18 protein-coding genes and 1 pseudogene are annotated in these 19,456 nt (G+C 65.6%); 10 read left to right on the top strand and 9 right to left on the bottom strand.

Going from position 1 to position 19,456, the window contains the following annotated elements:
- Window positions 1–117: 117 nt before the first annotated feature.
- The 3 genes from BZL41_RS17410 (at window position 118) to rmf (ending at window position 2,568) form a co-directional block, all read left to right on the top strand.
- Window positions 118–501, top strand: coding sequence for a PaaI family thioesterase (locus BZL41_RS17410; RefSeq protein ID WP_095600478.1), 384 nt, complete (start codon window positions 118–120; stop codon window positions 499–501).
- Window positions 502–611: 110 nt separating this feature from the next.
- Window positions 612–2,195 carry a glutamate--cysteine ligase gene (gshA, locus tag BZL41_RS17405; protein WP_095600477.1) on the top strand — a complete coding sequence of 528 codons (1,584 nt, stop codon included), beginning with the start codon at window positions 612–614 and terminating at the stop codon, window positions 2,193–2,195.
- Between the two features lie 148 nt (window positions 2,196–2,343).
- Entirely contained in the window at window positions 2,344–2,568 is a 225-nt protein-coding gene (gene rmf / locus BZL41_RS17400; RefSeq protein WP_084333080.1) for a ribosome modulation factor, read from the top strand.
- Window positions 2,569–2,663: 95 nt separating this feature from the next.
- Here rmf and argA read toward each other — a convergent pair whose 3' ends face one another.
- From argA to BZL41_RS17380, 4 genes are all read right to left on the bottom strand, one after another.
- Entirely contained in the window at window positions 2,664–3,962 is a 1,299-nt protein-coding gene (gene argA / locus BZL41_RS17395; RefSeq protein WP_095600476.1) for an amino-acid N-acetyltransferase, read from the bottom strand.
- Window positions 3,963–4,100: 138 nt separating this feature from the next.
- Entirely contained in the window at window positions 4,101–5,255 is a 1,155-nt protein-coding gene (gene argE / locus BZL41_RS17390; protein WP_095600475.1) for an acetylornithine deacetylase, read from the bottom strand.
- 119 nt (window positions 5,256–5,374) lie between these two features.
- On the bottom strand, window positions 5,375–6,637 hold the full coding sequence (locus tag BZL41_RS17385; RefSeq protein WP_095600474.1) for an inorganic phosphate transporter: 1,263 nt from the start codon (window positions 6,635–6,637) through the stop codon (window positions 5,375–5,377).
- Between the two features lie 39 nt (window positions 6,638–6,676).
- Entirely contained in the window at window positions 6,677–7,354 is a 678-nt protein-coding gene (locus BZL41_RS17380; protein WP_084333084.1) for a TIGR00153 family protein, read from the bottom strand.
- Window positions 7,355–7,464: 110 nt separating this feature from the next.
- Here BZL41_RS17380 and BZL41_RS17375 point away from each other — a divergent pair, with 110 nt between their 5' ends.
- Together BZL41_RS17375 and BZL41_RS17370 are read left to right on the top strand one after the other, a co-directional pair.
- Entirely contained in the window at window positions 7,465–8,829 is a 1,365-nt protein-coding gene (locus BZL41_RS17375) for an inorganic triphosphatase (protein ID WP_095600473.1), read from the top strand.
- An 18-nt stretch (window positions 8,830–8,847) separates the two neighbouring features.
- Entirely contained in the window at window positions 8,848–9,489 is a 642-nt protein-coding gene (locus BZL41_RS17370; protein WP_095600472.1) for a DUF502 domain-containing protein, read from the top strand.
- Window positions 9,490–9,492: 3 nt separating this feature from the next.
- Here the strand turns inward: BZL41_RS17370 and BZL41_RS17365 are convergent, their stop codons facing one another.
- A complete protein-coding gene (locus BZL41_RS17365) occupies window positions 9,493–9,957 on the bottom strand; it encodes an Lrp/AsnC family transcriptional regulator (RefSeq protein ID WP_095600471.1) in 465 nt (154 codons plus the stop codon).
- 128 nt (window positions 9,958–10,085) lie between these two features.
- Between BZL41_RS17365 and BZL41_RS17360 the strand changes: the two genes are divergently transcribed.
- The 5 genes from BZL41_RS17360 (at window position 10,086) to BZL41_RS17340 (ending at window position 14,305) form a co-directional block, all read left to right on the top strand.
- Window positions 10,086–10,451: a hypothetical protein gene (locus tag BZL41_RS17360; RefSeq protein WP_095600470.1), complete on the top strand. Its 366-nt coding sequence runs from the start codon at window positions 10,086–10,088 to the stop codon at window positions 10,449–10,451.
- 139 nt (window positions 10,452–10,590) lie between these two features.
- Window positions 10,591–12,375 (top strand): GspE/PulE family protein, encoded by a 1,785-nt coding sequence (locus BZL41_RS17355; protein ID WP_095600469.1) that lies wholly within the window; start codon window positions 10,591–10,593, stop codon window positions 12,373–12,375.
- Between the two features lie 146 nt (window positions 12,376–12,521).
- Window positions 12,522–13,442 (top strand): SPFH domain-containing protein, encoded by a 921-nt coding sequence (locus tag BZL41_RS17350; protein ID WP_084333093.1) that lies wholly within the window; start codon window positions 12,522–12,524, stop codon window positions 13,440–13,442.
- A gap of 2 nt (window positions 13,443–13,444) precedes the next feature.
- A complete protein-coding gene (locus BZL41_RS17345) occupies window positions 13,445–13,894 on the top strand; it encodes an NfeD family protein (RefSeq protein WP_095600468.1) in 450 nt (149 codons plus the stop codon).
- Window positions 13,895–14,002: 108 nt separating this feature from the next.
- Complete coding sequence (locus BZL41_RS17340) at window positions 14,003–14,305, top strand: DUF2388 domain-containing protein (protein WP_095600467.1); 303 nt, start codon at window positions 14,003–14,005, stop codon at window positions 14,303–14,305.
- 62 nt (window positions 14,306–14,367) lie between these two features.
- Here the strand turns inward: BZL41_RS17340 and gcvP are convergent, their stop codons facing one another.
- From gcvP to BZL41_RS17320, 4 genes and pseudogenes are all read right to left on the bottom strand, one after another.
- Window positions 14,368–17,244 (bottom strand): aminomethyl-transferring glycine dehydrogenase, encoded by a 2,877-nt coding sequence (gene gcvP / locus BZL41_RS17335; RefSeq protein WP_095600466.1) that lies wholly within the window; start codon window positions 17,242–17,244, stop codon window positions 14,368–14,370.
- A 62-nt stretch (window positions 17,245–17,306) separates the two neighbouring features.
- Window positions 17,307–17,696 (bottom strand): glycine cleavage system protein GcvH, encoded by a 390-nt coding sequence (gene gcvH, locus BZL41_RS17330; protein ID WP_084333101.1) that lies wholly within the window; start codon window positions 17,694–17,696, stop codon window positions 17,307–17,309.
- 102 nt (window positions 17,697–17,798) lie between these two features.
- A complete protein-coding gene (gcvT, locus tag BZL41_RS17325; RefSeq protein WP_095600465.1) occupies window positions 17,799–18,881 on the bottom strand; it encodes a glycine cleavage system aminomethyltransferase GcvT in 1,083 nt (360 codons plus the stop codon).
- A gap of 251 nt (window positions 18,882–19,132) precedes the next feature.
- Window positions 19,133–19,456 (bottom strand): annotated as a pseudogene (locus BZL41_RS17320) (iron ABC transporter permease); the annotation flags it as partial.

Raw genomic sequence — 19,456 nt, 5'->3', positions numbered from 1 at the left:
GAACGCCCGCGGCCAGCCAGCCGCGGGCTTCGTCAGTAGGGGCGAGTTCATTCGCCAAACGAACCCAAGGCGGACGAATGGATTCGCCTCCTCCGGGAAAACCGCAGGAGTTGCCCCATGGATATCCCCGAAGACCTGCAATTCAGCAACTTCAGCCGGCTCATCGGCTGCCGCGTCCATCGCCTGGGCGAAGGCGAGGCCGAGATCGCCCTGAGCATGGCCGACCACCTGCGCAACCGGGGCGGCAAGCTGCACGGCGGCGCGTTGTTCAGCCTGATGGACACCGCAATGGGCCTGGCCTGCTCGACCGCCCACGGCTTCGACCGGCAGAGCGTGACGCTGGAATGCAAGATCAACTACATCCGCGCCGTCGGCGAAGGCGATGTGATCTGCCATGCCCGCGTCCTGCACGCCGGCCGTACCACCCTGGTGGTGGAGGCCGACATCCGCCAGGACGACACCCTGGTCGCCAAGGGACAAGGCACCTTCGCTCAGCTGTAACGCCGAAGTGGCCCCAAGGCTCTATGATGAAAAGCCTGGATACCCCTGGCCTCTTGTAGACACGCCGCGCTGCCCCCATATTGGCGCGACACTGCCTAGGAAACTGACTCTTGAGCGACCTCCTTTCCCGCCGCCTGGCCCTGCTCGGCGAGCGCGCCCATCTCTCCCTGCTCGAACAGTGCCTGCACGGCATCGAGCGGGAATGCCTGCGTGTGGATGCCGATGGCCAGCTGTCGCTGAGCCCGCACCCCGCCGCACTGGGCTCCGCGCTGACCCATCCGCAGATCACCACCGACTATTCCGAGGCCCTGCTGGAGTTCATCACGCCGGCCGAGCAGGACCCGGCGCGGACACTGGACGATCTGGATCGCATCCACCGCTTCGTCTACGCCAAGCTCGATGGGGAGTTCCTCTGGAGCGCCTCGATGCCCAGCCAGTTGCCGGACGAGGAGACCATTCCCATCGCCCGCTACGGCGACTCGCTGATCGGCCGCCTCAAGTACGTCTACCGCAAGGGCCTGGCGCTGCGCTATGGCAAGACCATGCAATGCATCGCCGGCATTCACTACAACTTCAGCCTGCCCGAGACGCTCTGGCCAGTCCTCAAAGCCTTCGAGGGCGACCCGCAGAGCGACCGCGACTACCAGTCGGCTCGCTACATCGCGCTGATCCGCAACTTCCGCCGCTATAGCTGGCTGCTGATGTACCTGTTCGGTGCCTCGCCGGCGCTGCACAAGGGATTCCTGCGCAGCAACCCGCATCAATTGGAAACCCTGGACGAGGACACTCTCTACCTGCCCTGGGCCACCAGCCTGCGAATGAGCGACCTGGGCTACCAGAACAATGCCCAGGCCGGTCTGACGCCCTGCTACAACAGCCTCGACAGCTACCTGGCCAGCCTGCGGCAGGCGGTCGGCACGCCCTACCCGCCCTATGTCGAGATCGGCACCCAACGCGACGGCGAGTGGCTGCAACTGAACACCAACGTCATCCAGATCGAGAACGAGTACTACTCGAGCATCCGCCCGAAGCGCGTGACCCATAGCGGCGAGCGGCCGATCCAGGCGCTGGCGGCGCGTGGCGTGCAGTACATCGAAGTGCGCTGCCTGGACATCGACCCCTTCCTGCCGCTGGGCATCGACCTGACCAGCGCACGCTTCCTCGACGCCTTCCTGCTCTACTGCGCCCTGCAGGACAGCCCGCCCCTGGCTGGCGACGAGTGCCGCGCCTGTACCAACAACTTCCTCAAGACGGTGAAGGAAGGCCGTCGTCCCGGTCTGCATCTGCAGCGGGACGGCAAGCCAATGGGGCTGAAAGCCTGGGCCCACGAGCTGCTCGACGACATCGCACGGGTCGCCGACCTGCTCGACCGTAGCCACGGCGGCAGTGTCCATGCCGATGCCCTGACGGCCCAGCGTGCCAAGGTGGAAGACGCCCGCCTGACGCCATCCGCACGGGTACTGGACGCCTTGCGCGAGCACCGCGAAAGCTTCGTCGGCTTCGCCCTGCGCCAGAGCCGGGTACATGCCGACTATTTCCGCGGGCGACCGCTGAGCGAGGCGGAAATGGCGGAATACGAGGCACAGGCGCAGCAGTCCCTGGCCGAACAGGAGGAACTGGAACGTACCCAGGTCGGCGATTTCGATACCTTCGTCGAGGCCTATCAGGCCAGCATCCTTGGCATTGCCATCTGACGTCCGACATGCCTGGACGGGCCGCACGACGGAGTCGCGCAGCCCGTCACAAAACCGACAAGTGGCGGCAATTGGCGGGATAGACAGTCCGACGAGACGTCGCGCGGCCGGCTAGGATGAGCGGAAATTTCGGAAAAGCGAGCCCCGCATGGCGCCGTCCGACGCCTCTCTCGACAACGATGACAGCCAATGGAGCCTGGAAAGCCTGACGAAGGCCTACCAGCAAGGCTATATGGCAGGTTTGACCGGCCACCCGATCGACCAGCAACCCTACCCGGCCGACGTCGTGGCCGCCGCCTGGGAAGCCGGCTGGGACGACGGGCACGAGCAACTGCTCGCCTCCGGCCGCCAACCCCAGACCAAGCGCGCCTGACGCCACGGCCTCCCTGTCGGTAACCCGGATAAGCGCAGCGCAATCCGGGACCGTTCTAACGGACATCGCCCTCCCAGCCTCTTCCGCCCCGCTGCCTACAGCGACTTCTCGAAAATCTTCGAATTGCGCTGATAGTTGTATAGCGACGCCCGCGCAGCCGGCAGGCGCTCGACGCTGCTGGGCTCGAAGCCACGCTCGCGAAACCAGTGCGCGGTACGCGTGGTGAGCACGAACAAGGTCTTCAACCCCTGCTGGCGGGCCCGCTCCTCGATGCGCTCGAGCAGCTCGTCGCCGCGCCCACCGTGGCGGTATTCCGGGCTGACCGCCAGGCAGGCCAGTTCGCCGGCATCCGAATCGGCGATGGGATAGAGCGCCGCACAGGCGATAATCAGGCCATCGCGCTCGACGATGCTGAACTGAGTGATCTCCCGTTCCAGCACTTCGCGCGAACGGCGCACCAGGATGCCCTGCTCCTCCAGCGGACTGATCAGGTCGATCAGGCCGCCGACGTCCTCGATGGTCGCCTCGCGCAGTTGTTCGAACTGCTCCTGGTCGACCAGGGTGCCGCCGCCGTCGCGGGTGAACAGTTCGGTGAGCAGCGCGCCATCTTCCTGATAGCTGACGATATGGCTGCGCTTCACCCCGCCCCGGCAGGCCTGGGCGGCGGCGTCGAGCAATTCGGCCTGGTAGCTGGCGCCGAGCCGCGCCAGGTGCGTCGGTACCTGCTGCGGGCGTAACTCGCGGATCAACCGGCCCTGCTCGTCGAGCAGACCGCGTTCCTCGCCGAACAGCAGCAACTTGTCGGCCGCCAGATCGATGGCCGCACGCGTCGCCACGTCCTCGCAGGCAAGGTTGAAGATTTCCCCGGTGGGCGAATAGCCGAGCGGCGACAGCAGCACGATGGCTCGCTCGTCGAGCAGACGGCCGATCCCCTTGCGGTCGACCCGCCGCACTTCGCCCGTGTGGTGATAGTCGACGCCTTCGAGCACGCCGATCGGCCGCGCGGTGACGAAGTTGCCGCCGGCGACGCGCAGGCGCGAACCCTGCATCGGCGAGGCCGCCATATCCATCGACAGGCGTGCCTCGATGGCGATGCGCAATTGCCCCACGGCGTCGATCACGCATTCCAGGGTGGGCCCGTCGGTGATCCGCAGGTTGTGGTGGAAATGCGGCGTCAGGCCGCGATTGACCAGACGCGCCTCGATCTGCGGGCGCGAGCCGTGGACCAGTACCAGGCGCACGCCGAGGCTGTGCAGCAGTACCAAGTCATGGACGATGTTGCCGAAGTTCGGGTGGGCCACCCCTTCGCCGGGCAGCATGACCACGAAGGTCCGGTCCCGGTGCGAGTTAATGTAGGGCGATGCGTGGCGGAGCCAATTGACGTAATCGAGCATGAATGAGCCTGTAGTGATTCTGATGGCTCTCCCCTTCCGTCATGGAAGCGGAGCGACAAGGGAAAGACGGTTCATCCGCCGGCTTTCCGAACTCTCCCGTCGGGGAGAGGGCAGTCCGTCGTCATCGTCGCAACACGGTCAGACTCCACTCGGGCTCAGGCAATAGTGCTGGATCAGCTCGCGCAGCAGCCGGACACTCGGCTCCAGGCGCGCCATGTCGAGGTACTCGTCCGGCTGGTGGGCGCAGGCGATATCGCCGGGGCCGAGCACCAGGGTCTCGCAACCGAGCTGCTGAAGATACGGGGCCTCGGTGCCGAAGGCCACCGCGCCGGCAGCATGACCGGTGAGCCGCTCGGCCACGTGCACCAATTCGGCGTTGGCGGCCTGCTCGTAGGGCGGCACGCTGGGGAACAGCGGGGCGAAATCGATCTTCACCTGATGCCGCTCGGCCAGCGGTTGCAGGCGCTGGCGGATTTCCAGGCGCAGGTGCTCCGGCGCCATGCCCGGCAATGGACGCAGATCGAACTCCAGGGAACACTGCCCACAGATGCGGTTGGGATTGTCGCCGCCATGGATGCAGCCCAGGTTGAGGGTCGGCTGCGGCACGTTGAACAGCGGGTTGTGGTATTCCTTCTGCCACTGGCCACGCAGCGCCAGCAACTCGCCGATCGCCTCGTGCATGGCCTCCAGGGCGCTGTGCCCGAGGCTCGGGTCGGACGAGTGACCGCTACGGCCGAGGATGTCGATGCGCTCCATCATCACACCCTTGTGCAGGCGGATCGGCCGCAGCCCGGTCGGTTCGCCGATCACCGCGGCGCGACCGAGCGGCCGCCCGGCATCGGCCAGGGCACGGGCGCCGGACATGGAACTTTCTTCGTCGCAGGTGGCGAGGATCAGCAGCGGCTGCTTGAACGGCTGCGCGAGCAGCGGCCGCACCGCCTCGACGATCAGCGCGAAGAAGCCCTTCATGTCGCAACTGCCGAGGCCATACCAACGGCCATCGCGCTCGTCCAGACGTAGCGGGTCACTTTTCCACAGGGCGGCGTCGAAAGGCACGGTATCGCTGTGGCCGGCCAGCACCAACCCGCCGGGGCCGCTGCCATAGCTGGCGAGCAGATTGAACTTGCCGGGCACCACCTCCTGCACTTCGCAGGCGAAGCCGAGGTCGCCCAGCCAGGTGGCGAGCAAATCGATCACCGGCCGATTGGTCTGGTCCCAGTGCGGCTGGGTACAGCTCACCGAGGGCGCGGCGATCAGCGCGGCGAAGGCGTCTTTGAGAGAGGGAACGGGCATCGGCGATTCTCCGGCAGCAGGCCTCCATGATGGACCATCGCCGCAGCGGAATAAACCGGCCCCGCCCGTCGGAATGCAGCAGTCTGGCGGACACGCAGGGTACGTGCCCGCCTTCGAGGTCAGGCGAAGATGCCTTTGAGAACCAGGAAGAACAGGATCGACAGGGCCGCACCCACCGGCAGGGTGATGATCCAGGACATGAAGATCGAGCCGATCACGCCCAGGTTCAACGCACCGATACCCCGCGCGATACCGACGCCCAGCACGGCACCGACCAGGGTGTGGGTGGTGGATACCGGCAGGCCGATGGCCGAGGCCCCCACCACGGTGGTGGCGGTGGCCAGCTCGGCGGCGAAGCCACGGCTCGGGGTCAGCTCGGTGATTTCCTTGCCAATGGTGGCGATCACCTTGTAGCCGTAGGTGGCCAGGCCGATGACGATCCCCACGGCGCCGAGCAGCAGCACCCAGCTCGGCAGCGCGGCCTTGGCACCCACCGCCTCGCCGCCGGACTGGATCACGCCGACGATGGCGGCCAGCGGGCCAACCGCGTTGGCCACGTCGTTGGAGCCATGGGCGAAAGCCATGGAGCAGGCAGTGAAGATCATCAGCACCGCGAAGACCTTCTCCACGCTGGAGAAATGGAACGCCTTGTCCGCTTCCTCATCGACGTGGATACGGCTGAGGATGGCGATGCCCAGCAGCATGACCAGGGTGCCGACGCCCACGGCCAACAGCAGGCTCTGGTTGCTGCTGAGGTTCAGGCCGATGTGCTTGAGCCCCTTGGACAGGGTCATCACCGCCACCATGAAACCGGTGAGGAACATGTACAGCGGCACGAAGCGCTTGGCATTCTTGAACGGGCTGTCGGTGTCGATGATCAGCTTCTGCACACTCATGAACAGACCAAAGGCGACCACGCCGGAGAGCACCGGAGAAACCACCCAGCTGGCGACGATGGGGCCGACGCCACTCCACTTCACCGCATCCATGGAAATGCCGACGGCCGCGAAACCGATCACCGCGCCGACGATGGAGTGGGTCGTGGACACCGGCCAGCCCTTCATGGACGCGATCAGCAGCCAGGTCCCCGCCGCCAGCAGCGCCGACATCATGCCCAGCACCATCAGCTCCGGCGAAATCAGCGACGCATCGACGATGCCGCTCTTGATGGTCTCGGTGACCTGGCCACCCGCCAGGTAGGCACCGCAGAACTCGAAGACCATGGCGACGACGATCGCCTGCTTGATGGTCAGCGCACGCGAGCCCACCGAAGTGCCCATGGCGTTGGCGACATCGTTGGCACCCACGCCCCAGGCCATGAAGAAACCGAACAGGCAGGCAAGCAGCAGGAGTACGAAACCGTAGTCCGTGATCAGAGACATAAGAATTTTCTCGTCGAATCCCAGAAAGGATGCTGGCGCTTATCGCGCCAGCAGTTGTTCCAGTCGGTTGCCCACACGCTGGGCACGGTCGGCGACATCGCCGATCCAGTCGATGATCTGGTAGAGGAACATCACATCGACCGGGGGGAGATCCTTTTCCAGTTTGAACAGGCCGCGGCGCACTTCGATCTGCAGGCGGTCGGTGTCCTGCTCGATGGCGTCCAGCTCTTCGATCAGGTTTTCCACCAGCACCGCCTCGCGGCCGCCGAAACCGGTTTCCAGCAATTCGTCCAGCTCGTTCATCGCCTTCAGCGCCTGGGCGCTGGCGTCCACAGTACGCTGGACATAGGTCAGCATCAGCGGCTGCAGGGCTTCCGGCACGGTCATGCAGCGGCCGAGCATCAGGCCGGCGATGTCCTTGGCGCGGTTGGCGACTTTGTCCTGTACACTCAGCAGCTCCAGCAGATCCGAACGCGGAACCGGCAGGAACAGGCTCTTGGGCAGGTGCAGGCGCACGCTCTTCTTGAGCTTGTCAGCTTCCTTCTCCAGACGCACCATCTCCTGCTGCACCTGTTCCACTCTGTCCCAGTCTTCCGCCACCACCGCCTGGAAGAAGGGCATCAGATTCGCCGCGCACTCGTGGGCCTTGGCGATGTGCTGTTGCATCGGACCGATGGGCGACCGGCCGAACAGACTGACGAAGGGATTGGTTGGCATAGGGTGAACCCCGTTTTTAAGAGGCGGCAAGTATACGGATCGCCCCGTGGACCTGCCAGCATGCGTCATCGGGCTGCAACTTTTCATGATAGGCGCTTGGATTCCGCACCATGGTCAAAGAAACCGAAATCAAGCTGCGCGCCAGCCGCGAGACCCTCGCCGCACTGCGCGAACACCCACTGCTGAAGAAACGCAACAAGAGCGGCTGGGAGCGCCGGGAACTCTTCAACCAGTATTACGACAGCGCCGAGCGAGACTTGGCTCAGGCCAAGGTGGCGCTGCGCCTGCGCCGCGACGGCGAGCAGTACATCCAGACCCTGAAGAGCCGCGGCCAGAGCGTCGCCGGGCTATCCGAACGCAACGAATGGGACTGGTACCTGGATAAGCCCAAGCTCGACCCGAAGAAACTCACCGACGACTGCTGGCCGGCCAGCCTGGCGGAGCTGGACAAGAAAAGCCTGAAGCCGATCTTCACCACCGACTTTGTTCGCGAACGGGCGGAAATCGCCTGGGGGCGCGGTAAGGCCAAGGTGGTGATCGAAGCCGCGCTGGACCTGGGCAAGGTCATCGCCGGCGAGCGGGAAGAAGAAATCTGCGAGCTGGAGCTGGAACTGCGCCAAGGCGAACCGCAAGCGCTGCTGGAACTCGCCGCGGAGCTGGCCACCGACCTGCCGTTGATGCCCTGCGACATCAGCAAGGCCGAGCGCGGCTACCGGCTGTTCGATGAAAACAGCTACGCCCTCAGCCTGCCCGCGCCCGAACTGGATGCCCTGATGCCGCTGGACGAGGCCTTCGCCGCGCTGGCCTGGCACCTGCTCGGCAGCAGCCAGCGCCTCGCCGAACAATACCGCTTCAACGGCCACTGGCGTCTGCTCGGCCTGTGGCTGGGCCAGTTGGCCGAGCTGCGTGCGCTGCTCGGCAGCCTCGGCCAGGCCGTGCCCCGGGCCAGCAGCCGCGAATTGCGCGAAAGCCTGGATGCGCTGCTCATGGACTGGCGCCCGCGCCTGCAGGACGGGCAGCACAGCGAAGAGAGCCGGCAGGCCGCCGTCGGGCAGTTCGCCGAGGAGCTGGCCGGCACCCGCTGGGGCCTGTTCTCGCTGAACGCCTCGCGCTGGCTGCTCGGCCATGCCTGGGTGTCCGCCCGCAACGAGCGTGGCCAGCGCCAGGGTTCCGCCCCCCTGGGCCGTTGGCTGCCGCGCATGCTCGCCGAAGAGGCCCAGGCCCTGCCGCTGACCCGCTACCAGCGCCAGCCGGAGGACCTCGCCGAGCAGTTGCCGCGTATCGAGCGCATGCTGGTCTGGCTGCGCCTGGCCCGTGGCGTGCTGGAGCTGCCGGAAGTCGATCGCCTGTACGGGGAACTGAACAAACTGGCGGCCCTCGCCATCCAGCCCCTGGACGACGAGCAGCGCGAGCTGCGCACGGCCCAGGCACAGACGCTGATCTCCTTGCCTGCCTGGAAGGCCTTGCAGAAATAAAGGAAGCGCGCCGGGACCATGCTCAGACAAAGCCTACGATCCGTTTTCGCCACCTGGCTCACCGGCCTCCTGGCGCTGCTGCCCCTGGCCCTGACCCTGGCACTGCTGGCCTGGGTGGTGAGCCTGCTGAACCGCCTGGTGGGCCCCTCCACCCTGGTCGGCCAACTGTTCGCCACCCTCGGCCAGCCGTTCGCCAGCAACCCGTACCTGGCCTACCTGCTGGGCAGTCTGGTCCTTCTGGGAAGCCTGTATCCCCTCGGCCTCGCCGTGCAGTTGGGGCTGCGCCGGCCGCTGGCCTGGCTGATCGACGTCACCCTGCGGCGCACCCCGCTGATCGGCAACCTCTACAACCTGGCTGATCGCTTCGTGGGCCTGCTGGACCGCGAGAAAAACCCGGACATCGGTGCCATGAGCCCGGTCTGGTGCATTTTCGGTGGGGACGGCGCGGCCGTGCTGGCGCTGCTGCCAAGCCCGGAGCCCGTCGAACTGGAAGGCCGGCCGCACTACGCCATCCTGGTTCCGACCGCACCGATCCCGGTCGGCGGCGGGCTGATCTACGTCCCGGTGGACTGGGTACGCCCGGCCCACATGGGTGTCGACGACCTGAGCGCCATCTACGTCTCCATGGGCCTCACTCCGCCTCCGCCACGCAAGGACTGAGTTTCACACCGGCAACGCGGTGGTCGACTTGATCTCCGACAGCGCGACGATGGAGTTCACCTCCTGGATGCCAGGCACCTGCGAGAGCTTCTCGAAGAAGAAACGCTCGTAGGCCTCGATGTCGCGGGTCACGATGCGCAGCATGAAATCCACCGTCCCCATCAGCACGTGACATTCCAGCACCTCGGGAAAGCCGCGCATGGCCTCGGCGAACTCGGTGAGGTTGGAGCGGCCGTGGGCGTTGAGCTTCACCTGGGCGAAGATTTGCGCGTTCAGGCCGACCTTGCGACGATCCAGCAGGGTGACTTGGCCACGGACCACCCCTTCCTCCTTCAGCCGCTGAATGCGCCGCCAGCACGGCGACTGGGACAAACCCACCCGCTCGGCGATCTCCGCGGTGGACAGGCTGGCGTCCTCCTGCAGCAGTGCGAGGATGCGGCGGTCGAAATTGTCCAAGGCGACGGACATAACTTTTCCTCGAAATGAATAAAACGAGGCAAGACTATCCCAGTCGCTTGCCACAGGGGATCAATAAGGCAGAAAAAACCGCACTGGAACTGGAAAACTGTCCACACCGAAACGACAGGAGCATCCGCATGCCCGCCCACGCCAGCGCCAGCCCTCTCCACCTCGTACCGTCCGTGCTCCAGGACCACCGGGCGGACGCCTGGAACGGCGCCGTCACCCGGCTGATCGACGCGCACTTCCATATCCAGGCGGATGCCGAGCCGGATGTGCTCTGCCGCCTGCTTGGTTTCTTCGCGCAACAACAACTGACGCCGTCGGATGTCAGCGCGCATCGCGAAGACGACGACCGGTTCGCCCTGACCATCCGCCATCCATCGCTCTGCGCCCGACGTGCGGAAGTGATCGCGCAGAAAATGCGCAGCCTGGTCAGCGTTTTCGCGGTCGAACTCCAAGAAGCAGCCGCTTTGGTGCCCAAGGCCGAAGCCCAGGCGTAACCCATCGTTCCAGGCTGGGGACTCGATCACGCTTGGCGCTTCGCCCCGCGACGCGTATTCGGGCATGCTACGCGCAACACGGATGTGAGGGCCGATTGGCCTAAGCTTCCAAGTGAGCCGAGAGCAACCGAGGAACCCCATGACAGCGTTCGCTTCATCCGCCCAGGACCGTTGGCTGGATCTCAACGACGTGCTCCGCGAGCTGGTCAACCAGGGCCGGGTGGACCAGAACACCGCCGAGCAGTGCCTGGCGATCCGTCGCAGCGCGGTGAACAACCAGCAGCACCCGCTGGAATTTCTCGCCGCCCAGCAGATCGACGACCTCACCCGGCCGGGCAAGAAGCTCGACCTCGACACCCTGACCCGCTGGCTCGCCGACCTCTCCGGCCAGCCCTACCTGCGCATCGACCCGCTGAAAGTGGACGTCGCCGCAGTGACGCCGCTGATGTCCCACGCCTTCGCCCAGCGGCACAAGATTCTCGCCGTGGAAGTAACGCCGGACCTGGTGACCATCGCCAGCGCGCAACCCTTCGTGCACAGCTGGGAAAGCAACCTGACCCACGTGCTGAAACGGCCGATCAAGCGGGTGGTGGCCAACCCGGCGGACATCCAGCGCTTCACCCAGGAGTTCTACCGCCTGGCCCGCTCCGTCAGCGGCGCCAGCGCCGCCGACCAGAAGGTCAGCGGCGTCGGCAACTTCGAGCAATTGGTCAACCTCGGCTCCAGCGACCAGGAGCCGGACGCCAACGACGCGCACATCGTCAACATTGTCGACTGGCTGTTCCAGTACGCCTTCCAGCAGCGCGCCAGCGATATCCACATCGAGCCGCGCCGCGAACAGGGTACGGTGCGCTTCCGCATCGACGGTGTGCTGCACAACGTCTACCAGTTCCCGCCGCAGGTCACCATGGCGGTGGTCAGCCGCCTGAAAAGCCTCGGCCGGATGAACGTGGCCGAGAAGCGCAAGCCCCAGGACGGCCGGGTGAAGACCAAGACCCCGGACGGCGGCGAGGTGGAATTGCGCCTGGCTACCCTGCCCACGGCCTTCGGCGAGAAGATGGTGATGCGGATCTTCGACCCCGAAGTGCTGTTGAAAAGCTTCGATGCCCTCGGCTTCTCACTGGACGACCTGCGCCGCTGGCAAGGCATGACCAACCAGCCCAACGGCATCATCCTGGTCACCGGCCCCACCGGTTCGGGCAAGACCACCACGCTGTACACCACACTCAAGCAGCTCGCCACCTCCGAGGTGAACGTCTGCACCATCGAAGACCCGATCGAGATGATCGAGCCGGCGTTCAACCAGATGCAGGTCCAGCACAACATCGACCTGACCTTCGCCAGCGGCGTGCGCGCCCTGATGCGCCAGGACCCGGACATCATCATGGTCGGCGAGATCCGCGACCTGGAAACCGCCGAGATGGCGATCCAGGCGGCGCTGACCGGCCACCTGGTGCTCTCCACCCTGCACACCAACGATGCGCCCAGCGCGGTGACGCGCTTGCTCGAACTCGGCGTGCCGCACTACCTGATCAAGGCCACCGTGCTGGGCGTCATGGCCCAGCGTCTGGTGCGCACACTGTGCCCGCATTGCAAGGCGCCAACGGAGCTGAGCGAAGAGGACTGGCAGAGCCTGACCAAACCCTGGAGCGCCCCGCTGCCGACCGGCGCCCACCGCGCCGTGGGCTGCCTGGAATGCCGAGACACCGGCTACCGTGGGCGCGCCGGGGTCTACGAGATCATGCTGCTCAACGATGCCATCAAGCCGCTGATCACCGCCGACACCGACCTGGTCGCCTTGCGCCGCCAGGCGTTCAAGGACGGCATGCGCAGCCTGCGCCTGTCCGGCGCCCAGAAGATCGCCGCCGGCCTGACCACCCTCGAAGAAGTGCTGCGCGTGACACCGCAGAGCGAGCAGAAGTAACGACCGGCCCCTCGACACGCTCTGGGGCGGCCCTCTTCAGAGTACGCCCCCATGGCTAATTTCCCGTTTCGGGAACCCCTACCGGCAAGATACTAGCGCTCCGCCTAAACTCAGCGTGTTTTCTCCAACCGCAGGAGCCGTCTCCGATGGAAATCGGAACAGTCATTCTTCTCTTCGTCGGCCTCGCCATCGCCGTGGTCTTCATGGGCTTCAAGGTGGTGCCGCAAGGCTACCAATGGACGGTCGAACGCTTCGGCCGCTACACCAACACTCTCAAGCCGGGCCTGAACATCATCGTTCCGGTGATGGACCGCATCGGCCGCAAGCTCAACGTGATGGAAAGCGTGCTGGACATCCCGCCGCAGGAAGTCATCAGCGCCGACAACGCCATCGTGCAGATCGACGCGGTGTGCTTCTTCCAGGTGATCAATGCGGCCCAGGCGGCCTATGAGGTGAACAACCTGGAGCTGGCCATCCGCAACCTGGTGATGACCAATATCCGCACCGTGCTCGGCTCCATGGAGCTGGACGCCATGCTCAGCCAGCGCGACGCCATCAACGAACGCCTGCTCAAGACCGTCGACGAAGCCACCGCCCCCTGGGGCATCAAGATCACGCGCATCGAAATCAAGGACATCACGCCACCGTCCGATCTGGTCGAGGCCATGGCCAGCCAGATGAAGGCCGAGCGCCTCAAGCGCGCGCAGATTCTCGAGGCCGAAGGCAAGCGCCAAGCCGAAATCCTTACCGCCGAAGGCGAAAAGCAGGCGCAGATCCTCAAGGCCGAAGGCGAACGCCAGGCCGCCTTCCTCGAAGCCGAGGCCCGCGAACGGGCGGCTGCCGCCGAAGCGGAGGCGACCCGCATGGTGTCCGAGGCGATCGCCGCTGGTAACGTGCAGGCGGTGAACTACTTCGTCGCACAGAAGTACATCGACGCCCTCGGCCAGCTCGCCGCGTCGGACAACAGCAAGATCGTCCTGATGCCGCTGGAAGCCAGCCAAGTGATCGGCGCGGTCGGCGGCATCGGCGAGATCGTCAAGGCGACGTTCGACGGCAAGAAGAGCTGACCATGTGGGATTATTTGCAACACCTGTCCTTCTGGGACTGGCTCGCCTTCGGCACCCTGCTGCTGATCCTCGAAGTCTTCGGCGCGGGGGGCTACCTGCTGTGGATCGGCGTTGCCGCCGCCAGCGTCGGCGTACTCACCTTCGTCTTTTCCGACCTGCACTGGACCCTGCAATTCATCCTGTTCGCCATCCTCTCGGTGCTCACCGCCGTGCTCTGGTGGCGGCGCCAGCGCAGTGCGGCCAAGCCCTCCGACCAGCCCGGCCTGAACCAGCGCGGCCAAGAGCTGTACGGCCGGACCTTCAGCCTGCACGAAGCCATCGTCGACGGCCGAGGCAAGATCAAGGCCGGCGATACCGTCTGGCTGGTGGTCGGCCCGGACCTGCCGGCCGGCACGGCCGTACGGGTGATCGGCCAGGAAGGCGTGCTGCTCAAGGTCGAAGCCGCAGCCTGAACGGTGCCATAGCCATCCCCGCACCGCCGGGGATGGCCGTTGGGAAGGGAACTCCAAACGAAGCGCAGGACTCTTAACTACAGGCTCAAGCCCAGAGGAGTCCCTGTCATGCGCCGTTCCCTTGCCTGCCTCGCGTTAACCTTGTCCCTGCCTGCCGCCAGCGCCTTCGCCGATGGCGATTTCTGGCGCGACGTACTCTCGTCGGGCGCCACCACCGCCTCGACCTACCTGACCTTCAAGGACGACAAGTTGATCGTGGCCGCCAAGGATGACGCCAGCAGCTTCGTCGCCAGCGGCGGCGAGATTCGCGGCCCCTACCTGGAGGCCGCCCTGCAACGCATCCGCGACCAGCACCCCGGCGTGAAAGCCGACGATATGGAGCTGGCTACGGCGATCCTGGCAGCGGAATAGACTGCCCGTCATAACGAAAAAGGCCGCCCGGATGGGGCGGCCTTTTCGTTTTCGAGCCGGACTCACTCGCGATAGGCATCCATCGGCACGCAGGCGCAGAACAGGTTGCGGTCGCCGTAGACGTTGTCCACGCGGTTCACCGTCGGCCAGTACTTGTGGGCGCGGGTGTGGGCGGTCGGGGTCACTGCTTCCTCGATGCTGTACGGCCGTTCCCAGACGCCGATGACGTCTGCCAGGGTATGAGGCGCGCGCTTGAGCGGATTGTCCTCGGCCGGCCAGTCGCCGTTCTGCACCTTGCCGATCTCGGCGCGGATGCTGAGCATGGCTTCGATGAAGCGGTCCAGCTCGTGCTTCGACTCGCTCTCGGTGGGCTCGATCATCAGCGTGCCGGGGACCGGGAACGACATGGTCGGCGCGTGGAAGCCATAGTCCATCAGGCGCTTGGCCACGTCTTCCTCGGTGATCCCGGTTTCCGCCTTGAGCGGACGCAGGTCGAGGATGCACTCATGTGCCACCCGGCCGTTGCGGCCGCTGTAGAGCACCGGGAAGGCGCCGTCCAGTTTGTGCGCCAGGTAGTTGGCGTTGAGAATGGCCACTTCGGTGGCGTCCTTGAGCTGCGGGCCCATCATGGCGATGTACATCCAGCTGATCGGCAGGATGCTCGCGCTGCCCCACGGCGCCGCGCTGACCGCGCCGTTCTCCGGGTTCGGGCCTTCCAGCGGGACCACCGGGTGGTTGGCGACGAACGGCGCCAGGTGCGCGCGCACGCCGATCGGCCCCATGCCCGGGCCGCCACCGCCATGGGGAATGCAGAAGGTCTTGTGCAGGTTCATATGCGAGACGTCGGCACCGATATCGGCCGGACGCGCCAGGCCGACCTGGGCGTTGAGGTTGGCGCCGTCCATGTAGACCTGGCCGCCCTGGGCATGGATGACCTCGCAGATTTCCCGGATGCCTTCCTCGTAGACACCATGTGTCGAGGGATAGGTGATCATCAGGCAGGAAAGCTGCTCGCCGGCTTCCGCCGCCTTGCGCTTGAGGTCTTCGAGATCGACGTTGCCGTCCTGGTCGCACTCGACGATGACCACGCGCATGCTGGCCATCTGCGCCGAGGCCGGATTGGTACCGTGGGCCGACGATGGAATCAGGCAGATGTTGCGGTGCCCTTCGCCGCGGCTCTCATGGTACTTACGGATCGCCAGCAGGCCGGCGTATTCGCCCTGGGCACCCGAGTTGGGCTGCATGCAGATGGCATCGAAGCCAGTGATAGCGCGCAGCCAGGCCTCCAGCTCGTCAATCATCGCCTTGTAGCCCTGGGCCTGCTCCACCGGTGCGAAAGGGTGCAGGTTGGCGAATTCCGGCCAAGTGATCGGGATCATCTCGCTGGTGGCGTTGAGTTTCATGGTGCAGGAGCCGAGCGGGATCATCGCCTGGTTCAGCGCCAGGTCCTTGTTCTCCAGCTGCTTGAGGTAGCGCAGCATCTCGGTTTCGCTGTGATGCACATTGAACACCGGATGGGTCAGGTAGGCGCTGCTGCGCTCCAGTTCGGCCGGAATGCCGCTGGCGACGTCGCCAGCATCCAGTGCGGCGACGTCAAGGCCGTGGTCGGCGCCGAGGAAGATATCGAACAGTCGCTCGACCGTTTCGGCGGTGCAGGTTTCGTCCAGGCTGACACCGAGCTTGCCGCGTCCGAGGATGCGCAGGTTGATGCGCGCCGCCTGGGCACTCTCGATGATCGCCGTCTGGCTGCCGCCAACCTCCAGGGTCAGGGTGTCGAAAAAGTGCCTGTTGATCCGCTGGATGCCTTTCTGCTCCAGGCCGGCGGCGAGTATCGCAGTCAGACGATGTACGCGCTGGGCGATGCGCTTGAGCCCCTGCGGACCGTGGTAGACCGCATAGAAGCTGGCGATGTTGGCCAGCAGGACCTGGGCCGTACAGATGTTGGAGTTGGCCTTCTCGCGGCGGATGTGCTGCTCGCGGGTTTGCAGGGCCATGCGCAGGGCGATGTTGCCGCGGGCATCCTTGGACACGCCGATGATGCGGCCGGGCATGGCGCGCTTGAATTCGTCGCGGGTGGCGAAATAGGCGGCATGCGGACCGCCGTAGCCCATGGGCACGCCAAAGCGTTGGGCCGAGCCGAACACCACGTCGGCGCCCAGTTCGCCGGGCGGGGTGAGCAGCAGCAGGCTGAGCAGGTCGGCGGCCACGCAGGCCAGCGCCTGCTGGCTGTGCAGGTGATCGATCAGCGGGCGCAGGTCGCGAATCTCGCCGTGAGTGTCCGGGTATTGCAGCAGCGCGCCGAAGACTTGCTGCCTGACCAGCTCATCCACGCTGGCGACGACCACGTCGAAGCCGAACGCTTCGGCACGCGTCTGCACCACGGAGATGGTCTGCGGATGGCAGTTCTCGTCGACGAAGAACAGGTTGCTCTTGCTCTTCGCCACGCGCTTGGCCAGGGCCATGGCCTCGGCGGCGGCGGTGGCTTCGTCGAGCAGCGAGGCGCTGGCCAGGTCGAGGCCTGTCAGGTCGATGGTCAGTTGCTGGAAGTTCAGCAACGCCTCCAGCCGGCCCTGGGCGATCTCCGGCTGGTAGGGGGTGTAGGCGGTGTACCAGCCCGGGTTCTCCAGCACATTGCGCAGGATTACCGTGGGCGTGACGGTGCCGTGGTAGCCCATGCCGATCAGGCTGGTCCACAACTGATTCTGCTGCGCATGTCCCTTGAGCTTCGCCAAGGCGCCCTGCTCGTCCAGCGCCGCCGGCAGGTCGAGCGCTCGGTCCAGGCGGATCGCCGGCGGGACCGTCTGGTCGATCAGTTGGGCGCGGCTGGCGAGACCGAGGCTTTCGAGCATGGCCTGCTGCTCGGCCTCGTCCGGGCCGAGGTGGCGGCTGAGGAATGCGTCAGGTTGCTGGAGTTGGGCGAGACTGGGCGTCTGGGACATGGCAGGGGCTCTTCGGAAAGCACGAAGCCCCGCCGATGCGAGGCTCCATGGGCAGGCTGGGATCAGGCGTCGGCTTCGCTGGCGGCCTTGTAGCCGTCGGCGTCGAGCAGCTTGTCCAGCTCGGCTTCGTCGCTCGGCTTCAGTTTGAAGAACCAGCTGCCGTACGGATCGCTGTTGACGTTCTCCGGGCTCTCGGTCAGCGCCTCGTTGACCGCGATCACCTCGCCGCCGATCGGCGCATAGATATCGGATGCAGCCTTGACCGACTCCACCACCCCGGCTTCCTGACCGGCGGTCAGTTGCTGGCCGACTTCCGGCAGTTCGACGAACACCACGTCGCCCAGGGCTTCCTGCGCGTGGTCGGAGATACCCACGGTCACGGTACCGTCCATTTCCAGGCGGGCCCATTCGTGGCTGGCGGCGTAACGCAGATCGGCGGGAATGTCACTCATTGCTTGATCCTCGAGAAAAGGCGGCAGGTCACTGCCAGGAAAATTTAGCAGGCGCGCGGCGGGCCGTAGGCAAACCACATCGCGCGACTGTCGGAACGTCTTTCAGATGAGCGCCTTGCCGTGACGCACGAAATTCGGCTGGACCACCCGTACCGGGTACCACTTGCCGCGGATTTCCACCTCGGCACGGTCGCCGGTGGCGGCCGGGACGCGGGCCAGGGCGATGGACTTGCCCAGGGTCGGCGAGAAGCTGCCGCTGGTGATCTCGCCTTCGCCGACTCCTTCGACCCGTACCACTTGGTGAGCGCGCAGTACGCCACGCTCTTCCAGCACCAGCCCGACCAGACGCGGCTGGTCGCCGGTGCTGCGCTGCAATTCCAGCGCCTGACGGCCGACGAAGTCACGCCCGGCCGGCTCCCAGGCGATGGTCCAGGCCATGTTGGCGGCCAGCGGTGAGACGTCTTCGTCCATGTCCTGGCCGTAGAGGTTCATTCCGGCTTCGAGGCGCAACGTGTCGCGTGCGCCGAGGCCGATCGGGGCGATGCCGGCACCGACCAGTTCGCCGAAGAACGCCGTCACTTCAGCGGCCGGCAGCATGATTTCCAGGCCGTCTTCACCGGTATAACCGGTGCGGGCAATGAACCAGTCGCCTTCCGGCAGGCCCTGGAACGGCTTGAGTTCGTTGATCAGCGAGGCGCGGGCGGAGGTCACCAGTTCGGCCGTGCGGGCACGTGCCTTGGGCCCCTGGATGGCGAGCATGGCGAGGTCGGCGCGCTCGTTCAGTTCGACGGCGAAGCCCTCGGCCTGACGCATCATCCAGGCCAGGTCCTTGTCGCGGGTGGCGGCGTTGACCACCACGCGGTACCCATTCTCGGCGAGATAGACGATCAGGTCGTCGACGACACCGCCACGCTCGTTGAGCATGCCGCTGTACAGGGCCTTGCCCGGTGTTTGCAGGCGTGCCACGTCGTTGGCCAGGAGATGTTGAAGATAGGCGGTGGCCTGGGTGCCCGACACATCCACCACGGTCATGTGGGAGACATCGAAGACCCCGCAATCGCGGCGCACCTGATGATGCTCCTCGACCTGCGAACCGTAGTGCAGCGGCATGTCCCAGCCGCCGAAGTCGACCATCTTGGCACCGAACGCCAGGTGCTGGTCGTAGAGAGGGGTGCGCTGTCCCATGGGTTTCTCCTTCCGGGCGTGGCGAAGATGCGGGCATCGCCGCGGCTCGGCTGAGCCTGCTTCGGCAGGTCACTGGCACGTCCGCAGAGCCCACCGGGAGAGTGGGTCGCATCGAATGGCGCGCATTGTAGCCGCTCACTGGAAGGGGGTCACTCTGCAAGCTGCAAGCGAATCAGTGCGAGGTCGAACTGGCGCTATCAATCACCTGCCGCTTTTACTTGCCGCTTGAGGCTTGAAGCTTGCTGCCGCCCCTATCCTACTTGCCGCGCGGAGCGACGGATGAGGCCGATCACCGGCAACAGACCGACCAGCACCAGCGTCAGCGCCGGCAGTGCGGCGCGTGCCCATTCGCCCTCGCTGGTCATCTCGAAGACCCGCACCGACAAGGTGTCCCAGCCGAAGGGACGCATCAGCAGCGTGGCCGGCATTTCCTTGAGTACGTCGACGAACCCCAGAAAGGCCGCGCTCAGCGAACGGGGCAGCAACAGCGGCAGGTAGATGCGAAAGAGCAAGCCCGGCCCGCCGATGCCCAGGCTTCGCGACGCTTCTGGCAGCGACGGACGGATTCGCGCCAG

It is taken from the genome of Pseudomonas sp. PIC25 (genome assembly GCF_002286785.1).
GTDB lineage: Bacteria > Pseudomonadota > Gammaproteobacteria > Pseudomonadales > Pseudomonadaceae > Pseudomonas_M.
This window is presented reverse-complemented; position numbering and strand designations above follow the sequence as displayed.

Coding starts and splice junctions, on each gene's coding strand:
- BZL41_RS17410 (WP_095600478.1), top strand. CDS start 118: ATGGATATCCCCGAAGACCTGCAATTCAGCAACTTCAGCCGGCTCATC.
- rmf (WP_084333080.1), top strand. CDS start 2,344: ATGGCGCCGTCCGACGCCTCTCTCGACAACGATGACAGCCAATGGAGC.
- argA (WP_095600476.1), bottom strand. CDS start 3,962: ATGCTCGATTACGTCAATTGGCTCCGCCACGCATCGCCCTACATTAAC.
- argE (WP_095600475.1), bottom strand. CDS start 5,255: ATGCCCGTTCCCTCTCTCAAAGACGCCTTCGCCGCGCTGATCGCCGCG.
- BZL41_RS17385 (WP_095600474.1), bottom strand. CDS start 6,637: ATGTCTCTGATCACGGACTACGGTTTCGTACTCCTGCTGCTTGCCTGC.
- BZL41_RS17380 (WP_084333084.1), bottom strand. CDS start 7,354: ATGCCAACCAATCCCTTCGTCAGTCTGTTCGGCCGGTCGCCCATCGGT.
- BZL41_RS17375 (WP_095600473.1), top strand. CDS start 7,465: ATGGTCAAAGAAACCGAAATCAAGCTGCGCGCCAGCCGCGAGACCCTC.
- BZL41_RS17370 (WP_095600472.1), top strand. CDS start 8,848: ATGCTCAGACAAAGCCTACGATCCGTTTTCGCCACCTGGCTCACCGGC.
- BZL41_RS17365 (WP_095600471.1), bottom strand. CDS start 9,957: ATGTCCGTCGCCTTGGACAATTTCGACCGCCGCATCCTCGCACTGCTG.
- BZL41_RS17360 (WP_095600470.1), top strand. CDS start 10,086: ATGCCCGCCCACGCCAGCGCCAGCCCTCTCCACCTCGTACCGTCCGTG.
- BZL41_RS17355 (WP_095600469.1), top strand. CDS start 10,591: ATGACAGCGTTCGCTTCATCCGCCCAGGACCGTTGGCTGGATCTCAAC.
- BZL41_RS17350 (WP_084333093.1), top strand. CDS start 12,522: ATGGAAATCGGAACAGTCATTCTTCTCTTCGTCGGCCTCGCCATCGCC.
- BZL41_RS17345 (WP_095600468.1), top strand. CDS start 13,445: ATGTGGGATTATTTGCAACACCTGTCCTTCTGGGACTGGCTCGCCTTC.
- BZL41_RS17340 (WP_095600467.1), top strand. CDS start 14,003: ATGCGCCGTTCCCTTGCCTGCCTCGCGTTAACCTTGTCCCTGCCTGCC.
- gcvP (WP_095600466.1), bottom strand. CDS start 17,244: ATGTCCCAGACGCCCAGTCTCGCCCAACTCCAGCAACCTGACGCATTC.
- gcvH (WP_084333101.1), bottom strand. CDS start 17,696: ATGAGTGACATTCCCGCCGATCTGCGTTACGCCGCCAGCCACGAATGG.
- gcvT (WP_095600465.1), bottom strand. CDS start 18,881: ATGGGACAGCGCACCCCTCTCTACGACCAGCACCTGGCGTTCGGTGCC.